The following is a 19,698-nucleotide window of genomic DNA, read 5'->3' as shown; positions in this document are numbered from 1 at the left end:
ACCCCCGGGTGTCCCGTCGTATCCGTCTGGCAAGCTCCGGTGATGGACGTCTCGACGCTGCTCCTGGTGATCGTGTGCCTCGGTGCCGGCGGGGCGGTGGGCTGGCTCGCGGCCCGGTCCCGGTCGGCGGCCGACATCGCCCGCCTGGATGCCACCCTGGCCGCCACCCGGGAGGGTGAGGGCCGACTGGAGCAGTCCATGCGGGCGTTGAGCTACGAGGCCACCGCGCAGTCCCAGGAGGCGGTGGCCCGGGCGGTCGCGCCGCTGCACGACACCCTGCGCCGCTACGAGCAGCGGGTGGCCGAGCTGGAGCACGACCGCGTCGACGCGTACGCCGAGCTGCGTGAGCAGGTCCGCTCGATGAACGCGGTCTCCGGTGAGCTGCGCACCGAGACCAAGCAGTTGGTGGCGGCGCTGCGCGCACCGCAGGTGCGGGGTCGGTGGGGCGAGCACCAGTTGCGCCGGATCGTCGAGGCGGCCGGCATGCTGGAGCACTGCGACTTCTCCGAGCAGGTCACCGCCGCCACCGACCAGCAGGTCGTCCGACCGGACCTGGTGGTCCGACTGCACGGCGGTCGCTCGGTGGTGGTGGACGCCAAGGCCCCGTTCGACGCGTACCTGACAGCCATGGAGGCCCGCGACGAGCGCGGCCGGGACACCCACCTCGACGCGCACGCGCGGCACCTGCGGGGGCACGTCGACGCACTGGCCGCCAAGTCGTACTGGTCGGCGTTCGACAACTCACCCGAGTTCGTGGTGCTGTTCGTCCCCGCCGACCCGTTCCTCGACGTCGCCCTCCAGCGAGACCCGACGCTGCTGGAGCACGCCTTCACCCGCAACGTGGTGCTCGCCACGCCGGCCACGCTGGTCGCCCTGCTCCGCACTGTCGCCTACTCCTGGCGGCAGGAGGCACTGGCGCGCAACGCGCTCGCTGTGCACACCCTCGCCCGGGAGCTGTACGGCCGGCTCTCCACACTGGGCGACCACGTGGGCAAGCTCGGGTCCTCGCTGGCCGGTGCGGTGACCGCCTACAACCGGGCGGTCGGCTCGTTGGAGGCCCGGGTGCTGGTCAGCGCCCGCAAGCTCGCCGAGTTGGGTGTCTCGGACGACGAGTTGGCCACCCCGGCCCAGGTCGAGTTGACGCCCCGGCAGCCGCAGGCACCCGAGCTGGCCGATCCGGCCGACGAGGTCTCGGCCCGCTAGCCATCTATGTGACAGTGCGTATGCCTGCATATCACGAAGTGGTCACAAGGAACTGGCCACTAGTGACAGTGCTCGCCGACACCCCGAAAGATTCTGCTCACCCGAGCGCCCTTCTCTGAGGGCCCTGTTCTCTGGAGGAAAAGAGAACGTGAGCAGACTCCCCAACCTGAGCAGGCGAACCTCAGCCGCGCTCTTCGCATCGGTCCTGGCGGCCAGCGCCGTGACCGTCGTGGGTGGTGCCGCCACAGCGGCCGCCGCTCCCACGACCACAGCGGACACTTCCCCGGCCACCGCCGCCGAGACGCTGGGCGCCCACGACGCCAAACTGCTCAGCGAAGCCCGCGCGAAGAAGGCCCCGACCGTCACCCTGATCGTCGCCACCGAGAAGGGTGAGGCGGGGGACGTCGCCGACAGCCTCACCAAGCTCGGCGGCACTGTCAGTCAGCGACAGGACCGGGTCGGCTTCGTGCTGGCCAAGGTCCCGACCGACCGGGTCCTCAAGGCGGCGCGGCTGCCCGGTGTCTCCGCCGTCGACCTGGACGAGGTCATCCAACTGCCGGACCCGGCCCCGGAGCGCACGCCCACCGGCACCGCTGGCGCGCGGCAGGCCACCGTCGCGGCGCCGGGAGAGACCACCCCGGCCGACAACCCCTACATGCCGACGAACGAGACCGGCGCTGTGGCATTCACCGCGGCCCACCCGGAGTGGGACGGCCGGGGCGTCACGATCGGCATCATGGACTCCGGTGTGGACCTTGCCCACCCGGCGTTGCAGCAGACCACCACCGGCGAGCGCAAGATCGTCGACTGGGTCACCGCGACCGACCCGCTGGAGGACAGGACGTGGCGGGCGATGCAGGCCGAGGTCGCCGGGCCGTCGTTCACCATCGCGGGCGGCACCTGGACGGCGCCGGCAGGCACGTACCGGTTCAACCTGTTCAGCGAGTCCGTCACCGCCGCGAGCGACGCCCGGGGTGACGTCAACCGCGACGGCGACACGACCGACACCTGGGGGGTGCTCTACGACCCGGCCACCAACAACATCTGGGTGGACGCCAACCAGAACCGCAACTTCACCGACGAGCCGATGATGCGGCCGTACAAGGAGAAGTACGACGTCGGATACTTCGGAACCGACAACCCGGCGACCGCCGTCGCCGAGCGGCAGCCGTTCGTCGTCGAGTACCGCAAGAACGTCGACGTCGAACCGGGTGACGGGCAGGCCGGCCCCTACTACGACTTCGTCAACATCGGCATCGTCGAGAGCACCCACGGCACCCACGTCGCCGGCATCACCGCCGCCAACGACATGCTCGGCAACGGGGCCTTCGACGGTGCCGCGCCCGGTGCCAAGCTGGTCTCCGCCCGCGCCTGCTCCTGGGGTGGCGGCTGCACCGCTGCGGCCCTCACCACCGGCATGATCGATCTGGTGGCCAACCGTGGCGTCGACATCGTCAACATGTCGATCGGTGGCCTTCCGGGCCTGAACGACGGCAACAACGCGCGGACGAACCTCTACAACGAACTGATCGAGACGTACGGCGTGCAGTTGGTCATCTCGGCCGGCAACTCCGGCCCGGGTCTCAACACCGTCGGCGACCCGTCGGTGGCCAGCAACGTGGTCAGCGTTGCCGCCAACATCAGCAAGGACACCTGGCTGGCCAACTACGGCTCGGTCGTCAAGAAGAAGAACGCCCTGTTCAACTTCTCCTCCCGTGGCCCGCGTGAGGACGGCGGCTTCAAGCCGAACATCGCCGCCCCCGGCTCGGCCATCTCCACCGCACCGACCTGGCAGCTCGGCGCCCCGGTGCCCGAGGCCGGATACGCGCTGCCCCCGGGCTACGCGATGCTCAACGGCACCTCGATGGCGTCCCCGCAGACCGCCGGCGCCGGCGCGTTGCTGCTCTCGGCCGCCAAGGCCACCGACCGGGGCGTCAGCCCGGCGGCGCTGCGGCGCGCGATGTTCAGCTCGGCCAAGCCGATCGCGGACGTGCCGACGTACGCGCAGGGCTACGGCATGGTCAACGTGCCGGGCGCCTGGCAGCTGCTGCGCCAGGGCGTCGAAACCCGGTCGTACGTCTCCGACGCGCCGGTCTGCAGCCCGCTGGCGGACCAGCTGACCATCTGGAACGGTGTGAAGTTCGTGCCGAACCCTGGTCGGGGCACCGGCGTCTACAACCGCTGCACCTCGTCCGAGGGCGGCCACAAGGTCGGCCAGAGCAAGACCTACCCGGTCAAGCTGACCCGCACCAGCGGGCCGGCCGGCACCATCAAGCACGACGTCACGCTCCAGGGCAACGACGGCACCTTCAAGGCACCGAAGACCGTCGCGTTGCCGCTCAACAAGGCCGTCACCATCAGCGTCACCGCCAAGCCGGCCACCGAGGGCGCGCACGGCGCGATCGTGCGGATCGACGATCCGGCCACCAACGTGGTCGACTTCGAGGTGTCCACAGTGGTGGTGGCCTCGAACGACGTGAAGAAGCCCACCTTCTCGTACGCCAACGAGGGCTCGGTCGACCGGAACGGCTTCACGTCGTACTTCGTCACGGTGCCGGAGGGTGCCAAGGCGCTCCAGGTGAACCTCTCCGGGATCGCCACCGGTTCGCAGACCCGCTTCATCGCGATCAACCCGCTGGGTGTGCCGGTGGAGGCGACCACGAGCACCGTCTGCTACACCAACTTCTCCGACGTCAACGTCTGCAAGCCGCAGGAGCGTGACTACCAGAACCCGCTTCCCGGGGTCTGGGAGATCGAGGTGGAGTCGCGGCGCACGTCCCCGGCGCTGAACAACCCGTTCAAGCTCCAGGCGCGGGTGCAGGGCCTGACGGTCGAGCCGGCGCTGGTCGAGCTGCCCAGTGTCGAGGCCGGCGAGCCGACCCCGGTGAGCTGGAAGGTCACCAACGCCTTCGGCCCGGTCTCGGTCAGCGGCCGCAGCGGCGCGCTGACCGGTGTGCGGACCGAGCGTCCGACCATCACCGAGGGCGGTCCCAACCAGGAGTGGACCGTCGAGATCCCGGCGGGTACGTCGACGTTCACCGCCCGGATCGGCAACCCCGCGAACGCGGGCGCCGACCTGGACCTGTTCGTCTACCGGGGTACCACCGAGGTCGGCCGGGCGGCCGACGGTGACTCGGAGGAGGCGGTCACGCTGAACAACCCGCCGGCCGGCACCTACCGCGTCGTGGTGGAGCCGTACGGGGTCGACGGGCCGGGGACCAGCACCGCCTACGACTACTACGACGCGTTCGCGTCCGCGTCGCTGGGCACGATCACCGCTCCGGCCGTCGCGGTGCCGCTGATGCACGGCGAGTCGGCCACCATCACCGGCACGGTGACCGCGGTGGCCGTTCCGGCCGACGGGCGTCAGCTCTCCGGTGAGCTGGCGATCGTCACCACCGAGGGTGCGATCGTGGGTCGCGGCAACGTGTCCATCGGGGCTGTGAACTGATCCGCTCGTAAAACCGGCAGGAGCCCGTCCCCACGTTCGGGGCGGGCTCCCGCATGTCAGGGGTGAGTGGTCAGGACCGGCGGGCGCTCTCCACCACGAACGGGGTGCCCTGCTGGCAGGTGGTCATCATGCCGGGCTCCACCCGACCGGTGACCTCGACCCGTGCGCCCGGCGTCAGCACGTCACGCGGGCCACCGAGCAGCAGGTATTCGTCGAGCAGTACGCAGCCGGGCTCCACGCCGCCCTGCACGGTGCCGCTCAGGGTGGTGGCCCCGACGCCCGGCGGCGTGCTCGGGCCGCCCGGTTTCGGAGTCTTCGCCCCGGGCGGCGGGGTGGGGGTGAGGGGTGCCGGCGAGAGGGTCGGGTCGGGCGTGGGCTGGCTGGTCACCGGCTGCGCTCCCGTCGGTGTCGCTGTGGATGTGCCGCCCCCGCCACCCTGGCTGCCGCAGGCGCTCAGCGCCACGCAGACGGCCAGCGCGGGGACGGCGAGCCGAAGAGTCCTCATGCCGGATCTGACGTACGCCGACCCGAGTTCGTTCCCGTGCTCAGCCGCGCGCCGCGGCGGCCTTCATGTCCCGCCTCAGCTCCTGCGGCAGCGAGAACGTGAGCCGCTCGTTGGCGGTGGTGATCTCCTCGACGTCGGCGAAGCCGCGCGCGGCGAGGTGGACCAGCACCTCCTGGACCAGGTCGTCCGGGACGCTCGCGCCCGAGGTCAGGCCGACCGTGGTGGCCCCCTCCAGCCAGGCGTCGTCGATCTCGTGCGCGAAGTCGACCAGGTGACCGGCGCGGGCGCCGGCGTCCAGGGCGACCTCGACCAGGCGGACGGAGTTGGAGGAGTTCGTGGAGCCGACCACGATCACCACGTCACACTCGGCGGCGATCTCCTTGACCACGTGCTGCCGGTTGGAGGTGGCGTAGCAGATGTCGTCGCTGGGCGGGGACTGCAACAGCGGCAGCCGCTGCTTGAGCCGGGCCACCGTCTCCAGCGTCTCGTCGACCGAGAGCGTGGTCTGGGAGAGCCAGACCACCTTCTCCGGATCCCGTACGGTGATCTTGTCGGCGTCGTCCGGGCCGTCCACCAGCTGGATGTGCGCGGGGGCCTCACCGGCGGTGCCGATGACCTCTTCGTGCCCCTCGTGGCCGATGAGCAGGATGTCGTAGTCCTCGGCCGCGAAGCGCCGCGCCTCGTGGTGCACCTTGGTGACCAGCGGGCAGGTCGCGTCGATCGCCTTCAGCGAACGCGCCTTGGCCTGCTCGTAGACCTCCGGCGCCACGCCGTGCGCGGAGAAGATGACTGTGGCGCCCTCCGGCACCTCCTCGTTCTCCTCCACGAAGATCGCGCCCTGGGCCTCCAGGGTCTGCACCACGTGCTTGTTGTGCACGATCTGCTTGCGCACGTAGATCGGGGCGCCGTAGAGCTTCAGCGCCTCCTCCACTGTCTGCACCGCGCGGTCGACACCCGCGCAGTAGCCGCGGGGCTTGGCCAGGAGCACGCGCTTGCCGGTCCGGTGAGTCGCCTGAGCCTCAGTCACCACCCCATCGTACGTGCCACCCCGGAACCCGGCACCGGGCCGCGACCGCCCCCAACCCCACCCCAGCCCTCGGTGATCAAGAGATTTGCGTCAGGAACGCGCCCGGCGCTGACGCAAATCTCTTGATCACCGGGGAGGTCCGTAGGGTGGGCGGGTGAGCGAGGGTGGGCGGGTGGGGAGCGGCGGGGCCAGTAGTGGGGCCAGCAGTGCTGAGGAGCCTTGGCCGGTACGGGTGGTCAGCCAGAAGGTGGGGGCCTGGATCGCCAAGCTGGGCTGGGTCTGGGTGGACGGACAGGTGGCCCAGATCAGCCGTCGCCCCGGAGCCAGCACGGTCTTCCTCACCCTGCGCGACCCGTCGGCCGACCTGAGCCTGACCGTCACCACCAACCGGGACGTCCTGGACTCCGGCGCGCCGGAGCTGCGCGAGGGCGCCCGCGTGGTGCTGCACGCCAAGCCGGAGTTCTACGCCGCCCGGGGCACGCTGAGCCTGCGGGCCGACGAGATCCGCCAGGTGGGGCTGGGCGAGCTGCTGGCCCGACTGGAGAAGCTGAAGAAGCTGCTCGCCGCCGAAGGGCTCTTCGACCGCGCCCGCAAGCGTCGCCTGCCGTTCCTGCCCGGCCGGATCGGGCTCATCACCGGTCGCGCGTCGGCCGCGGAGCGGGACGTGCTGACCAACGCCCGACGGCGCTGGCCGGCGGTGGAGTTCCGGACGGTCAACGTGGCGGTGCAGGGCCCGTCGGCGGTGCCACAGATCGTCGACGCGCTCAAGGTGCTGGACGCCGACCCGAGCATCGACGTGATCATCATTGCCCGGGGTGGCGGCGGCATCGAGGACCTGCTGCCCTTCTCCGACGAGGCGCTCTGCCGGGCGGTGTTCGGCTGTCGTACACCGGTGGTCAGCGCGATCGGCCACGAGACGGACGCCCCACTGATCGACTACGTGGCCGACGTCCGTGCCTCCACCCCGACCGACGCGGCCAAGCGGGTCGTCCCCGACCTCACCGAGGAGGTACGCCTCATCGGTCAGGCCCGGCACCGCCTCGAACGGGCGGTGCGCAACCTGGTCGACCGGGAGACGCACCGGCTCGACGGGCTGCGTTCCCGGCCGGTGCTGGCCCGGCCCCAGGTGATGGTGGAGCATCGGGCGACCGAACTGACCGCGTTGCGCCAGCGGGCCGGCCGCTGCCTGGAGCACCGGCTCGCCGCCGCCGAGGATGACCTGCGGCACACCCTCGCGCGGCTGCGCGCCCTCTCCCCCGCCGCCACCCTCGACCGGGGGTACGCGATCGTGCAGCGCGCGGACGGCCACGTGGTCCGCGCTGCGGCGGAGGTCGGCAAGGGCGACCCGCTGCGGGTGCGACTGGCCGACGGCGAGTTGGCCGCCACTGTCGATGGCTGAGTGGCGACGCGGCGCGGCGGGGAGTGGTGTGCTGAGATGAACGCGATGACTGACGACACGAAGGCCGGGCCGGACGAGCGGCTCAGTTACGAGCAGGCCCGGGCCGAGCTGGCCTCGGTGGTGGAGCGGCTGGAGGCCGGCGGCACGTCCCTGGAGGAGTCGCTGGCGCTCTGGGAACGCGGCGAGGCGCTGGCGGTGATCTGTCAACGCTGGCTGGATGGTGCGCGGGCGCGGATCGACGCCGCCCGGCAGGAGCCGACTTCCTGACCGTGGCCGGTGGGGCGGCCGGAGCCGCCCCACCCGGGCACGTCAGTTGAACAGGCTGTACAGCTCGGCCGGCGCCTCGACGACCTGGTCCGCCGGCGGCTTCTGCGCGGCGGTGGCGACACCGTAGTCGGAGTACGTCATCTTGATCTCCTGGGCGGCGGTCTGCCCGGCGGCCGGCAGCTGCAACACCAGCTCGCTGAGCCGGCCCTGCGGGTCCACCTTCGCGGTGAACGGGACGGTCTTCGCCTGGGTGCCCAGCGCGGCGATCGTGGCGGCGTTCAACGAGCCCGCCTCGGCGGCCTTGGTGACGTCGATGGTGCCGGCGTACGCGCCGGTGCCGGTGCTGCGGACCTCGGTGATGCCCTGGGTGAGCACCGCGCTACCAGCCGGGTCGACCTTCTCGAAGTCGAAGCCGAGGTTGCGGTTGCCCTTGATCCGGTTCTGGTCGAGGTGCTGGTACTTGCCGAGGTTGAGCTGCTTGATGGCGGGCAGGCTGTCGGCGGTGGGGCCGGCCAGCTCCAGCTTGACCCAGCTGTCCGGCTTGTAGTGGACCACGTCGAGCTTCATCGCCAGGTCGGACGAGGGGCCACCGATCGCGATCTTCATCGCCGCGCTCTGGCTCGGCTGGTGCACCAGCCCCTCCGCCGTCGAGCCGGCGCCGGCCAGGGTGAACCGGAAGTTCCCGTTGCTGATCTCCTTGGTGGAGTCGAGCAGGGCCTGCTTGGCGTCACCCGCCACCGGTGCACCGGACGCGCTCGCCGTGCCGGAGGCGCTCACCGTCGGGGACGGCGTCGATCCGGCGGTGCCGGTTCCGCTGGCGCAGGCGGCCAGTGCGGGCGTGATCAGAGCGGCGGCTACCAGGCCGGCGCCGAGTCGTCGAACAGTCATACGTGTCTCCCAAGGGGGTCACCCGACGACCTGGACGGCGCCGGAAACCGGGCGACGCAGCAGCACCGTCGGCTGCGTCGCGCGACCCGGGCCGAGCAGCGCGCCCGGATCACTCCCTCTTTGTTCCCTGTCGACGCCTCGGACAATCACCCTTCGGCCTGGTTGCCCAGATTCGTCGCCGGCGGGACCATCGACCAGCGGGTCCGGTCAGCTCAGCGAGCTGGCCAGTTCGCGGAGTTCGTTGTCCCGGGCGTCGCCGACGACGATCACAGTGCGGGTGGGCTCCAGCAGGACCAGCGCCTGCTGGTTCCCCCGGGCCGTGTAGAGCTGCCAGGTGCGCCCGGCCAGCTCGGTGGGGCCCTGCGGCTGGCCCTGACTGGTCAGCTCGGCGGGGAGCAGACGGTCCGCCGGGACGCTGCTCTGCAGTAGTTGGACGCCCCGCCCCTCCGGAGTGAGGTAGCCGAGTCGCAGGTTCGCACCGCCCTCGACGGTCTGGTAGCGGGCGCTGACCGTCTTCCAGTCGGCGCCGAGCCCCTGCGGCTGGCTCACCGGAAAGACGTTCGCCGAACGGGCCTGCTCGATGGCGGGCGCCGGATCGACTGTGGTGGCCTGGTCGCCGCCGAGGAATCCCCGGTAGAACGCCAGCAGGAGCGCGATCGGGACGAGCAGCACCAGCAGCGAGATCGCCATGTCCTTCGGCGACCGCTCGGACTTGCCGGCCGCCGCCGGTGACCGGTCGGACCTGCCGGGCACCGCTGGCGGCGGTGGGGTCGGATCGGTCGCGGAGGGCTCGCCGACGGGGACGTCGGCCGGCGGCTGACCGTCGGGCGGCGTGCGGTCGGTGGGTACGCGGTCGGCTGGCTGTGCGGGTTCCACCCCGCTATCTTCGCAGCCGCCCGACCGGCGGTATCCGGGCCATCACCGCCCCGCGCCGACGCCCGGTCGGCCATCGTGTGAGGATCAGCGACAAAGCCGGCAGTGGGGGCTTCCCCGCCGCCGGCCGTCCCCGCACCGTCGCGAGGAGGAGTAGCCGTCATGACGAACACCAGGACGCGGATCCCGCAGGATCTCGACCGAAACCTTGCCCTCGACCTGGTCCGGGTCACCGAGGCCGCGGCGATGGCCGCCGGCCGGTGGGTCGGTCGAGGCGACAAGGAGGGCGGCGACGGGGCCGCTGTCGACGCGATGCGCAAGCTGATCAACTCGATCCAGATGCGCGGCGTGGTGGTGATCGGCGAGGGCGAGAAGGACAACGCCCCGATGCTCTTCAACGGCGAACACGTCGGCGACGGCACCGGCCCGGAGGTGGACGTCGCCGTCGACCCTGTGGACGGCACCACCCTGATGAGCAAGGGCATGCCGAACGCCGTGGCGGTCCTCGCCGTCTCCGAGCGGGGTGCGATGTTCGACCCCAGCGCCGTGTTCTACATGGAGAAGCTCGCCGTCGGGCCGGCGTACGCCGACGTGATCGACATCAACGCCGGTGTGGCGGAGAACCTGCGCCGCATCGCCAAGGTCAAGGGCACCGACGTCTCCGAGGTGACCGTCTGCGTACTCGACCGGAGCCGCCACGACGACCTGGTCGCGCAGATCCGCCGGACCGGGGCGGGGATCCGGTTCATCTCCGACGGTGACATCGCGGGATCCATCGCGGCGGCCCGGGGTGAGTCGGACGTCGACGTGCTGATGGGCATCGGCGGCACCCCGGAGGGCATCATTTCCGCGTGCGCGCTGAAGTGCATGGGCGGGGCGATGCAGGCAAAGCTCTGGCCGCGCGACGAGCAGGAGCGGGAGAAGGCGATCGCTGCCGGGCACGACCTGGACCGGGTGCTGGGCACCGATGATCTTGTCACCGGCGACAACTGCTTCTTCGTGGCGACCGGGGTCACCTCCGGCGACCTGCTGCGCGGGGTGCGCTACCGGGCGGGCGGCGCGTACACCCAGTCGATCGTGATGCGCTCGAAGAGCGGCACGATCCGAGTGATCGACTCGTACCACCGGCTGGAGAAGCTGGCGCTCTACTCCGCTGTCGACTTCGATGGTCGTCCGCTGGCCGAGCAGGAGTGACAGCGGCCGACACGGCGACCCCGCAGACCCTGTCGGCCGCGCGCCGGATCACCGGCGTCGCGCTCGCGTCGGCCTCCGGGGTCGCGGTGGCGGTGCAGTCACGCATCAACGGCGAGCTGGGGGTACGCCTCGACGACGGTTTCGCCGCCGCGGTGGTCTCGTTCGGCGTCGGCCTGCTGGTGCTGCTGGTGCTGGTGCCCGCGACCCCCGGTGGTCGGCGAGGGCTGGCCGCGACGCGGCAGGCCCTGCGGACGGGCACGCTGCGGCCGTGGCAGTGCCTCGGCGGCATGTGCGGGGCGTTCCTGGTCGCCACCCAGGGGCTCACCATCGGCACGTTGGGCGTGGCGGTCTTCACAGTGGCGGTGGTGGCCGGCCAGAGCGGGAGCAGCCTCGCCGTGGACCGGGCGGGGATCGGGCCGACCGGCCGACAGCCGGTCACCCGGCAGCGGCTGGCCGGCGCGGTGCTCACCGTGCTGGCTGTCGGCCTGGCGGTCGGCGACCGACTTGGCGACCCGGGCGCGCTGGCGCTGGCCCTGCTGCCGCTGCTCGCCGGTGTGGGCATCGCCTGGCAGCAGGCCGTCAACGGTCGGGTCCGGGCGGCGGCCGACAGCGCGTTGACCGCCACGCTCGTCAACTTCGCCGTCGGCACTGTCACCCTGCTCGTCGCGTTCGCGATCGACATCGCGGTACGCGGCTGGCCCGGCGGCCAACTGCCGACCGAGCCGTGGCTCTACCTGGGCGGCCCGATCGGCATCGTGTTCATCGCGATCGCCGCGGCGATCGTGCGCTTCACCGGTGTGCTGCTGCTCGGGCTGGCCACCATCGCCGGGCAGATCGTGGGCGCTGTCCTGCTGGACCTGATCCTGCCCACGGCGGCCTCGCACCCCGGTGTGAACACCCTGCTCGGGGCGGCGCTGACCATGGTGGCCGTGCTGGTCGCCGCGCTGGCGCCACCGGCCCCCCGCGCCGACCGACCCGCGCGCTGAGCGCCCCGCGCACCGGACCAAACCCGCGCTGGCGGCTCCGCGCCTGACGCTCAGCCCGGTGGGAGCTGCGACGGGTAGGGCGGCCGGAGCTGCGATGGCGTGGGCGGGTCAGGCGCCGCCTGCGGGCGCGAAGGGTAGGGGGCGTTCGGGTAGGGCGGGTCAGGCACCGCCTGCGGGCGCGGAGGGTAGGACGCATTCGGGTAGGGCGGGCGCGGCGGGTACCTGTTCTCGAACGCGCGGGCCGGGTCGACCAGCCCGGCGATCCGGATGGCCAACAGCACGCCGGGCACCGTGCCCAACAGGGCGAGCGCCACCGCGAAGCGGGTCTGTGGTGGGGTGCCGTGCAGCCAACCGACGAGCGGCAGCCCGGCCAGGACGACGGTGAGCAGGAGCCCGGCCAGCGCCCCTCCGATCCACCGACCCGTTGCCCCCTGGTAGGAGGCTCGGACGACCAGGCTCACCGCCGTCAGGAGACAGGCTGGCAGAACGACGACCAGCAGGGCGTTGAACGTCGAGTAGTCGTCGTTGCGCTCCCAGGCCAAGGCCAGCACGATCCCCGCGGTCAGCATCACCCCGCTGCCGGCGACTGACCACCAGCGTGGGCCTTTGCCGCGCCGGATCGCCAGGTGGGCGGCGAGCAGGGTGACCGTGACACCGAGGGTCAGCGAGAGCGCGAAGGCGAGAAAGACGTCGGTGTCGCGGTCGCCGGGTCCACCGGGGCCGAGTACGGGTGGATCGTCCGAGCGGACGTCCGGGGTGTCCCGCTCGCTGGGGAAGCCGGCACGTCGCCAGCCGCCGTCCGACCCTCGGCGCAGGAGGCCGTCGCGGCCGTTGGCGACCAGCACCTCATGGCCGCCGTCGGCGACGGGATAGACGATCAGATCACGGGAGGCGAAGTGTCGACGGATGTCGCCCGGACTGTCGAATCGACGGGCAAACGCCTCGCGGCGCGCGTCCGACACCTCCCAGGCCACCCGCCACGTCGCACCGGCGTCGTCGCTCTGCTCCACCCGCAGGTGACCGCGGACCGCCCGGTAGCACCGCTGCGGCTCGGTCGGCACGCACGCCTGCCGCTGCCCGACGTTCGGACCGGACAACCGCTGTTCCTCGGCGGCCCCGGCGGGTCGCCAGGTGGTCCCCCCGTCCGCACTTACCGACCACCTGCCGTCGGCCGGCTTGGCCGGCCAGCTCCGGTCGTCGTAGCCCGAGCCGATCGAGATCGCCGGCTGGCCGTCGAGCAGGGCGGTGCCAACGGCGTAGGGGTAGCGCACCACGCTTGTCGCGGCCACCGCCAGCACCGCCGGTGGCAGCACCACCAGCAGCCGGACCAGCCGGGCGGTGCGTCGACGCACCGGGCGGTGACGCGAGCGGGTCCAGCTCCACCAGGCCAGGCCGAGAGCCGGCAGAGTGAGCAGGTCGGTCAAGTCGGCCCGGACCAGCGACGGCCCGGCCAGCACGGTCCAGGCCGAGGAGGCGAGTTCGGCCGCGTACCCGCTGGATTTGACGACAGCGAACCCGGCGCCCACCGTGACCAGGCCGGCCAGCGCGGCGGCCCGGGCCGGCAGCCGTGACACCAGGAGGGTCAGCAGCACCGCGACCAGCGGTGGAGCGAGCACCAGGCCGGCAACGTCGCTCAGCTTGCCGGTCACCAGGCCGGGGTGGGCCGCCTTCAGCACATGGTCGTTGACCAGCAGCAGGACCAGCGCGAGCACCGTGGCGGGATGGCAGAGCCAGGACAACGTGATGGGTGCGCCGTCCTGCGGTGTCGCGGAACCCGTCATCCTCACAGGATCCGGTCGACCCGTCTCGATCCGGACTCAGGTCGGCCTGGGTCCGATACCGACGGTCAGCCGGCGTCGGAGGAGTGCCCGGGGAACAGGTGGGCGCTCGGGTCGATGGCCACCGCCGCGTTGTTGACGGCCGTCGCCGCCTCACCGAAGCCGGTGGCGATCAGCCGGACCTTGCCCGGGTATTCGGTGATGTCACCCGCCGCGAAGACCCGGGGCAGGTTGGTGGCCATGGCGCTGTCCACCAGGATGTGCCGGCGGTCCAGTTCCAGCCCCCACTCGGCGAGGGGGCCCAGGTCGGCGGTGAAGCCGAGGGCGGCCACCACGGTGTCCACCGGCAACGTCTCGGTCGCCCCGCCGCGCACTGTCACCTCGGCGCCGGTCACCGCGCTGTCCCCGAGCAACCTGGTGACCTCGGCGTTGACCACGACCCGCACCGGCAGGGAGAGCACCCGGGCGACCGTCGAGGCGTGGGCCCGGAACTTCTCCCGCCGATGCACGAGGGTCACCGACCGGGCCAGCGGTTGCAGGGCCAGCGCCCAGTCGAAGGCGGAGTCGCCGCCACCGACGATCAGCACGTCCCGATCGGTCAACTCGGTCGGCTCGGTCACGAAGTAGACGATCCCCGAGCCGGGGGCGCCGTCGGCGCACGGCAACGGCCGAGGGCTGAAGCTGCCGAGCCCACCGGTGACCACGATCGCGCCGCAGGCCAGTTGCTCGCCACCGGCCAGGCCGAGCACCGGGTTGCCGTCGGCGTACGAGAGCTTCTCCGCCCGGGTGCCGAGCAGGTACTGCGGATTGAACGGGGCCGCCTGGGCCACCAGGTTGGCCACCAGGTCACGGCCCTTGACCGCGGGAAAGCCGGCGACGTCGAGGATCAGCTTCTCCGGGTACATGGCGGTGACCTGGCCGCCCGGCTCGGGCAACGCGTCGATCACCGCCACCGACAGCCCTCGGAACCCGGCGTAGTACGCGGCGAAGAGGCCGGCCGGACCGGCCCCGATCACGGCGACATCGACCTCGCGCATGGCGTACCGTCGCTTTCCGCTCACGGATCAACGCGTGCTGATCTCGACCGTAGGCGGGTGGTGACGGTCGGGCAAGCACGTCCCAGAGGCGCGCCGGAGAATCGCCTCAGGGCAGGCTGAGTGGGGAACCCGAGTAGTCCGGGCCGTCCACGCTCGGTCGCCGCCGACGGAACAGGATCGCCGCCACCACCCCGCCGAGCAGGCCGAACAGGTGGCCCTGCCAGGAGATCCGCTCGTCGGTGGGGAGGATGCCGACCAACTGCCAGCCGTAGAGCAGACCGACCAGGAGGAAGACCGCGAAGTTCCACCAACTGCGCTCGACGATGCCCCGGGTGAGCAGGATGCCCAGGTAGCCGAAGATGACGCCGCTGGCGCCGACCACCACCGAGTTGGGTGAGCCGGTGAACCACACACCGAGCCCGCTGACCAGGATGATGACCAGGGTCGACCAGAGGAACCGGCGGGCGCCGGCGGCGAGGACGAAGGTGCCCAGCAGGATCAGCGGGATGCTGTTGCTGTAGAGGTGGTCGAAGCCGTGGTGCAGGAACGGGGAGAAGAAGACCCCGTCCAGCCCGTCGATGCGTTGCGGGATGATGCCGGCGGTGGCGTCCAGACCGAAGGCGAGCCCCTGGTCGACGGCCTCGATGAGGAAGAGGAACGGGACCACCGCACACATGGCGACGAACGCCCGGCCGAGCGCGGCGTAGAACGCCTCGGTGCCGAACCGGTACGGGTCGCCGCTTGACGGGTGCAGGGTCACTCCACAACTGCTATCAGCAAAAGCGGCCGACCGCCACTCACGTCCCGTTCGACGTACGTGCGAAGGCGGGGCGGTGGAGAGTCACCTGCCCCGCCTTCGACAGCCGTCAGTAGTGGTTGTTGTTCTGGAAGAAGGTCCATGCGCCGCAGGGCGTCTTGTACCTGCCCTTGATGTAGCCCAACCCCCACTTGATCTGCGTGGCCGGGTTGGTCCGCCAGTCGGACGCGACGGAGCCCATCTTGCTGCCCGGCAACGACTGGGGAATGCCGTACGCACCGGACGAGGAGTTGCTGGCCTTGTGGTTCCAGCCGCTCTCCTTGGTCCAGAGCTTCTCCAGACAGGGGAACTCGGCGATCCCGAACCCCGCGCTGATCATCAGCGCGCAGCCGGTCTTGCGGTTTCCGCTGTACTCGGCGCAGGACGCCGGGATCGGCCCGTCGTACGGCTTGGCGGCCGCGTTGGCGGCGGCGCGCTCGCGCTTGCGGGACGCCGCGGCGGCTTCGGCCCGGCGGGCCCGCTCGGCGGCTTCCTTGGCGGCCTGCGCCGCCCGCAGCTTGGCCTGGTACTCGGCGGCCCGCTGCTTGGAGAGCTGCACCTGGTGGGCGGCCTGCCGCTCGCGCTGGTACGCGAGGTCGGCCCGGTCGACCTCGAGGCTGACCTGATCGGTCAGACCCTGTTGCTGGGTTTCCCGGTCTTCGCCCAGGTAGAAGCCACCGGCAACGCCCACGGAGAGCAGCGCTACGGCAGCCGTACGGGCGCCCAACCGGCTCCACAGCCGACTCACGAAGTGGTCCCTTCGTCGGGAGCAAGGACGTGGCGCGGCGCAGACCACAGGTGGGCCGTCAGCCGTGCCACGAGCGCCCCGACCGGTTGCCGGTCGCGCCGCCGCACCTACCGTCGCCGATGTCGTCCGTTTCAGGACGAACGATCACCAACGATTCCCGTGGTGCGTGGACGCTCGTGGGACACGATTGCGCACAGTGAGGCTGATGGGAAACCAACCGGGCCGTTTGTGATCTGCACCACACGTAAAATGCGGACAAAGTCCCACATAAGCACCGTCAGATTGGGATGTCCTCCAGGAGGTCGGTCACCATCGCGGCGATCGGCGACCGCTCCGAACGGCTGAGGGTGACGTGCGCGAAGAGCGGATGGCCCTTGAGCGCCTCGATGACGGCCGTCACCCCGTCGTGCCGGCCGACCCGCAGATTGTCCCGCTGGGCCACGTCGTGGGTGAGCACCACCCGGGAGCCCTGCCCGATCCGGGACAGCACTGTCAACAGCACCCCGCGCTCCAACGACTGGGCCTCGTCCACGATCACGTAGGCGTCGTGCAGGCTGCGCCCCCGGATGTGGGTCAGCGGCAGCACCTCCAGGATGCCCCGCGAGGTGACCTCCTCCAGCACGTTCTCGTGCACCACGGCGCCGAGCGTGTCGAAGACCGCCTGGGCCCACGGCGACATCTTCTCCGACTCCGAGCCCGGCAGGTAGCCCAACTCCTGCCCGCCGACGGCGTACAGCGGGCGGAACACGATGACCTTCTTGTGCCGGCGGCGCTCCATCACCGCCTCCAGCCCGGCGCAGAGCGCCAGCGCCGACTTTCCGGTGCCGGCCCGGCCACCCAGCGAGACGATCCCGATCGACTCGTCCAGCAGCAGGTCGAGAGCGATCCGCTGTTCGGCGGAGCGGCCGTGCAGCCCGAACGCCTCCCGGTCGCCCCGGACCAGTCGCACCGACTTGTCCGGCAGCACCCGACCGAGCGCGGAGCCACGCGCCGAGTGCAGCACCAGGCCGGTGTGGCAGGGCAGCCCGGCCGCCTCGTCGAGGTCGAGCGTCTCGCCCGCGTACAGCTGGCCGATCTGCTCCTCGCTCAACTGCATCTCCGACATGCCGGTCCAGGTCGGGTCGCTGGCCTGGCCGTGGCGGTACTCGTCGGCGCGCAGGCCCACCGAGGCCGCCTTGACCCGCAGCGGCATGTCCTTGCTGACCAGGGTCACCTCCCGCCCCTCGCCGGCGAGGTTGAGCGCGACGGAGAGGATCCGGGCGTCGTTGCTCTCGGTGCGGAACCCGGGCGGCAGGACACCGTCGTCGGTGTGGTTGAGCTCCACCCGCAGGGTGCCGCCGACGTCGTTGGCGGGCACCGGACGGTCGAGCCGGCCGTGCCGGACCCGCAGGTCGTCGAGCATCCGCAGCGACTGCCGGGCGAACCAGCCCAGCTCCGGATGGTGCCGCTTGCCCTCCAGCTCGGTGATGACCACCAGAGGTAGCACCACTTCATGCTCCGCGAACCGGTGGAACGCCGCCGGATCGGAGAGCAGCACCGACGTGTCCAGGACGAAGGCCTGGCCGGCTGGTCGTGGCTCCTTGGGGTCGGCCGGCGCGGCGGCCGCCGAACGGCGGCTCCTGGTGGCGCGGCGGGTCGTGGCAGTCGCGGCCGGGGTCTGGTCGGCACCGGCGGTGGTACGGCGAGTCGTCACAGGCCTGCTCCGACGGATGGGCACCCGCCACCCGTGTTCCGCCTCCTCCGGTGCCCGGGGACACGGGGTCGGATGCGGAACCCCATGCGCGAGGTCGCAGATCCGGGCGGACCGGCTGGCTCGGGAGAACCCCGTGCCATGCCTAGACGCTAGCCCCGCCGGACCTTCCCGGCTAGTGGCCGAACGTGGATCTCCCAAGACGTGCTCGTGAACGGCGCTCCGGCCAGCCCTGGGGCAGGTGGAGAACGCGGCGGAACCGGCCGGGATGCATGCCCCCTGCGCGCATCCCGGCCGGTGGGGCCACCGTCACCGGTCTGACGTGACCCCGACGGTGCGTGTCCGCCGCGGACGACGCACCGCGTTCGTGGTGCCGGTCGGCGAGTTGACCTCGCCGACCGACGTCAACCGGTACGTCGGACGAGCGTGCCGGTCGGGTGCCGCCCGGTGATCGGTGCGGCCGGCGCGCTGAACGACGAGCCGGTGTACGTGGTGCCGGGGCGTTCGACCACCCCGGCGGAGCGGACCACCCCCGCGGGCGAGACCGACAGGGCCGAGGCGATCGCCGCCTGGGCGTCTCGACGACGCCGGTTCCAGGCGCCCCGGTCACCGTCGAAGTAGCCCTGCCGGTAACCGAAGCGGTAGCCGATGCGGTAGCTGAGCTGACCGTGCAACCGCCCGGCCGCGTAGCTGGTGGCGCCGAGCACCAGGACGAGGAACACCGCGAGGAACGGGCTCATCGGGCAGCTCCGGCCCAGCCGGGACGCCAGGTCATCGCTCCTCCGGCTCGATCGTGGTGGGGTCGGCGACGAGCAGCCGGTCCAGGTCGTCGGTGCTGACCTCCTCGACCAGCTCGACGCTGATCCGGCAGCCGTCCAGCACGACTTCGGCCACCGAGGACCGGCGGATCTCGCCGCCGGCGTCGTAGACCCGGACGCTCAGCTCAGGGCAGCCGAGATGGGTACGCCAGGCGTTCCACTCGGCACGATCGCCGACGCTCAATGACAGGTAGCGGCAGCCTCGGGCGAGGTAGAGGCGCCAGGGGGCGGTCAGCCCCGCGGCGACCCCCTCGGCGATCAGCCCGAAGGCCTGGGCGCGGGTGGCGAGCTCGGTCACCACGACCCCCTGGCACCGGGGGCGTGACGCATGTGAGCACCAATCGTCTCATGCACGTGACACACCGTAGATTGTCCCATGGGCGTGACAGTATCAGCTTTTCGTCCGCTTACGTTTGCCACTACGTTCATCTATTCTGCCCGCGTGACACCCCTCAACAGTGGCACTGACTCGTTTACCGGAAATCCGAACCCCTCGTCACGTCCGCGTGACAGTGGCGAGCCGGGGCACGCACCCGCACTCGGCTGGCCGTACCGTCACGGAGTGACCGAGACGGCCAATGCGCGGAAGATCGCCTTCGCCACCTTCGTCCGGCGAGCCCTGGACGAGGCACGGGCGACCCGAGCCTGGAGCGGCACCGAGGTGTCCCGGCGCACCGGCGTCTCCCGGCAGACCATCAACCGTTGGGTGCGGGGCGACTGGGCCAGCGACCCGGAGGCCGAGCGGGTGGTCGCCTTCTGCGAGGGCCTGGGGTTGAACCCGGCCGCCGCCTTCGCCGCGCTCGGCTGGGACCGCACCGCGACCGGCCCCCGCACCGGCCAGGCCGCCCCTCCGATGGACCCCGACGTGGAGGCGTTGCTGCGCCGCCTGGTCGATCCGCAGGTGTCGGACGCGGAGAAGTTCCACATCCGGGAAACCATCAGATACCTCGCATACCGCCCAACGTTGCCGGTCGATGTCCGAAAAAGGGGCAATCAGGCAGGCTAGTTCCTCAGATAGCGAAAGAACGCCTGGTCAGG

Annotated in this window: 18 protein-coding genes; 7 read left to right on the top strand and 11 right to left on the bottom strand. The window is 71.4% G+C overall.

Annotated elements, in window-relative coordinates; genetic code table 11:
• Nucleotides 1-42 precede the first annotated feature (42 nt).
• Nucleotides 43-1,203, top strand: a complete 1,161-nt coding sequence (locus tag IW249_RS13755; protein ID WP_112698465.1) for a DNA recombination protein RmuC — start codon at nt 43-45, stop codon at nt 1,201-1,203.
• A gap of 148 nt (nt 1,204-1,351) precedes the next feature.
• Nucleotides 1,352-4,654 (top strand): S8 family serine peptidase, encoded by a 3,303-nt coding sequence (locus tag IW249_RS13750; RefSeq protein ID WP_196921069.1) that lies wholly within the window; start codon nt 1,352-1,354, stop codon nt 4,652-4,654.
• Nucleotides 4,655-4,724: 70 nt separating this feature from the next.
• On the opposite strand, the gene IW249_RS13745 is transcribed toward IW249_RS13750, so the two are convergent.
• Together IW249_RS13745 and IW249_RS13740 are read right to left on the bottom strand one after the other, a co-directional pair.
• A complete protein-coding gene (locus IW249_RS13745) occupies nt 4,725-5,159 on the bottom strand; it encodes a hypothetical protein (protein WP_196921068.1) in 435 nt (144 codons plus the stop codon).
• 40 nt (nt 5,160-5,199) lie between these two features.
• Nucleotides 5,200-6,186, bottom strand: coding sequence for a 4-hydroxy-3-methylbut-2-enyl diphosphate reductase (locus IW249_RS13740; RefSeq protein WP_196921067.1), 987 nt, complete (start codon nt 6,184-6,186; stop codon nt 5,200-5,202).
• Between the two features lie 154 nt (nt 6,187-6,340).
• Here IW249_RS13740 and xseA point away from each other — a divergent pair, with 154 nt between their 5' ends.
• Together xseA and IW249_RS13730 are read left to right on the top strand one after the other, a co-directional pair.
• The gene (gene xseA, locus IW249_RS13735; RefSeq protein ID WP_307788585.1) at nt 6,341-7,585 is read left to right on the top strand and encodes an exodeoxyribonuclease VII large subunit; all 1,245 of its coding nucleotides are present in this window, start codon (nt 6,341-6,343) and stop codon (nt 7,583-7,585) included.
• Nucleotides 7,586-7,630: 45 nt separating this feature from the next.
• Nucleotides 7,631-7,852 carry an exodeoxyribonuclease VII small subunit gene (locus IW249_RS13730; RefSeq protein WP_030486721.1) on the top strand — a complete coding sequence of 74 codons (222 nt, stop codon included), beginning with the start codon at nt 7,631-7,633 and terminating at the stop codon, nt 7,850-7,852.
• A 42-nt stretch (nt 7,853-7,894) separates the two neighbouring features.
• Here the strand turns inward: IW249_RS13730 and IW249_RS13725 are convergent, their stop codons facing one another.
• Nucleotides 7,895-8,740 (bottom strand): hypothetical protein, encoded by an 846-nt coding sequence (locus IW249_RS13725; protein ID WP_196921066.1) that lies wholly within the window; start codon nt 8,738-8,740, stop codon nt 7,895-7,897.
• Nucleotides 8,741-8,947: 207 nt separating this feature from the next.
• Complete coding sequence (locus tag IW249_RS13720; protein WP_196921065.1) at nt 8,948-9,616, bottom strand: DUF4245 domain-containing protein; 669 nt, start codon at nt 9,614-9,616, stop codon at nt 8,948-8,950.
• 159 nt (nt 9,617-9,775) lie between these two features.
• Here IW249_RS13720 and glpX point away from each other — a divergent pair, with 159 nt between their 5' ends.
• The gene (gene glpX, locus IW249_RS13715; RefSeq protein WP_091394313.1) at nt 9,776-10,807 is read left to right on the top strand and encodes a class II fructose-bisphosphatase; all 1,032 of its coding nucleotides are present in this window, start codon (nt 9,776-9,778) and stop codon (nt 10,805-10,807) included.
• Entirely contained in the window at nt 10,804-11,793 is a 990-nt protein-coding gene (locus tag IW249_RS13710) for a DMT family transporter (protein ID WP_307788584.1), read from the top strand. The genes glpX and IW249_RS13710 overlap by 4 nt, the downstream gene beginning before the upstream one ends.
• A 50-nt stretch (nt 11,794-11,843) precedes the next feature.
• Here the strand turns inward: IW249_RS13710 and IW249_RS13705 are convergent, their stop codons facing one another.
• The 7 genes from IW249_RS13705 to IW249_RS13675 all read right to left on the bottom strand — a co-directional run bounded on the left by IW249_RS13705 (nt 11,844) and on the right by IW249_RS13675 (nt 18,958).
• Nucleotides 11,844-13,574, bottom strand: coding sequence for a hypothetical protein (locus tag IW249_RS13705; protein WP_196921064.1), 1,731 nt, complete (start codon nt 13,572-13,574; stop codon nt 11,844-11,846).
• A gap of 65 nt (nt 13,575-13,639) precedes the next feature.
• The gene (locus IW249_RS13700) at nt 13,640-14,608 is read right to left on the bottom strand and encodes an NAD(P)/FAD-dependent oxidoreductase (RefSeq protein ID WP_196924777.1); all 969 of its coding nucleotides are present in this window, start codon (nt 14,606-14,608) and stop codon (nt 13,640-13,642) included.
• Nucleotides 14,609-14,714: 106 nt separating this feature from the next.
• The gene (locus tag IW249_RS13695) at nt 14,715-15,368 is read right to left on the bottom strand and encodes a rhomboid family intramembrane serine protease (RefSeq protein ID WP_196921063.1); all 654 of its coding nucleotides are present in this window, start codon (nt 15,366-15,368) and stop codon (nt 14,715-14,717) included.
• A gap of 106 nt (nt 15,369-15,474) precedes the next feature.
• On the bottom strand, nt 15,475-16,152 hold the full coding sequence (locus IW249_RS13690; RefSeq protein ID WP_196921062.1) for an aggregation-promoting factor C-terminal-like domain-containing protein: 678 nt from the start codon (nt 16,150-16,152) through the stop codon (nt 15,475-15,477).
• A gap of 277 nt (nt 16,153-16,429) precedes the next feature.
• The gene (gene phoH2 / locus IW249_RS13685) at nt 16,430-17,845 is read right to left on the bottom strand and encodes an RNA 5'-3' helicase PhoH2 (protein WP_196921061.1); all 1,416 of its coding nucleotides are present in this window, start codon (nt 17,843-17,845) and stop codon (nt 16,430-16,432) included.
• 401 nt (nt 17,846-18,246) lie between these two features.
• Entirely contained in the window at nt 18,247-18,582 is a 336-nt protein-coding gene (locus tag IW249_RS13680) for a hypothetical protein (protein ID WP_196921060.1), read from the bottom strand.
• A gap of 31 nt (nt 18,583-18,613) precedes the next feature.
• On the bottom strand, nt 18,614-18,958 hold the full coding sequence (locus tag IW249_RS13675) for a hypothetical protein (RefSeq protein ID WP_030328857.1): 345 nt from the start codon (nt 18,956-18,958) through the stop codon (nt 18,614-18,616).
• Between the two features lie 264 nt (nt 18,959-19,222).
• On the opposite strand from IW249_RS13675, the gene IW249_RS13670 reads away from it, so the two are divergent.
• Nucleotides 19,223-19,666 (top strand): XRE family transcriptional regulator, encoded by a 444-nt coding sequence (locus IW249_RS13670; protein WP_030328859.1) that lies wholly within the window; start codon nt 19,223-19,225, stop codon nt 19,664-19,666.
• Nucleotides 19,667-19,698: the final 32 nt, after the last annotated feature.

Source organism: Micromonospora vinacea, assembly GCF_015751785.1.
GTDB lineage: Bacteria > Actinomycetota > Actinomycetes > Mycobacteriales > Micromonosporaceae > Micromonospora > Micromonospora vinacea.
This window is presented reverse-complemented; position numbering and strand designations above follow the sequence as displayed.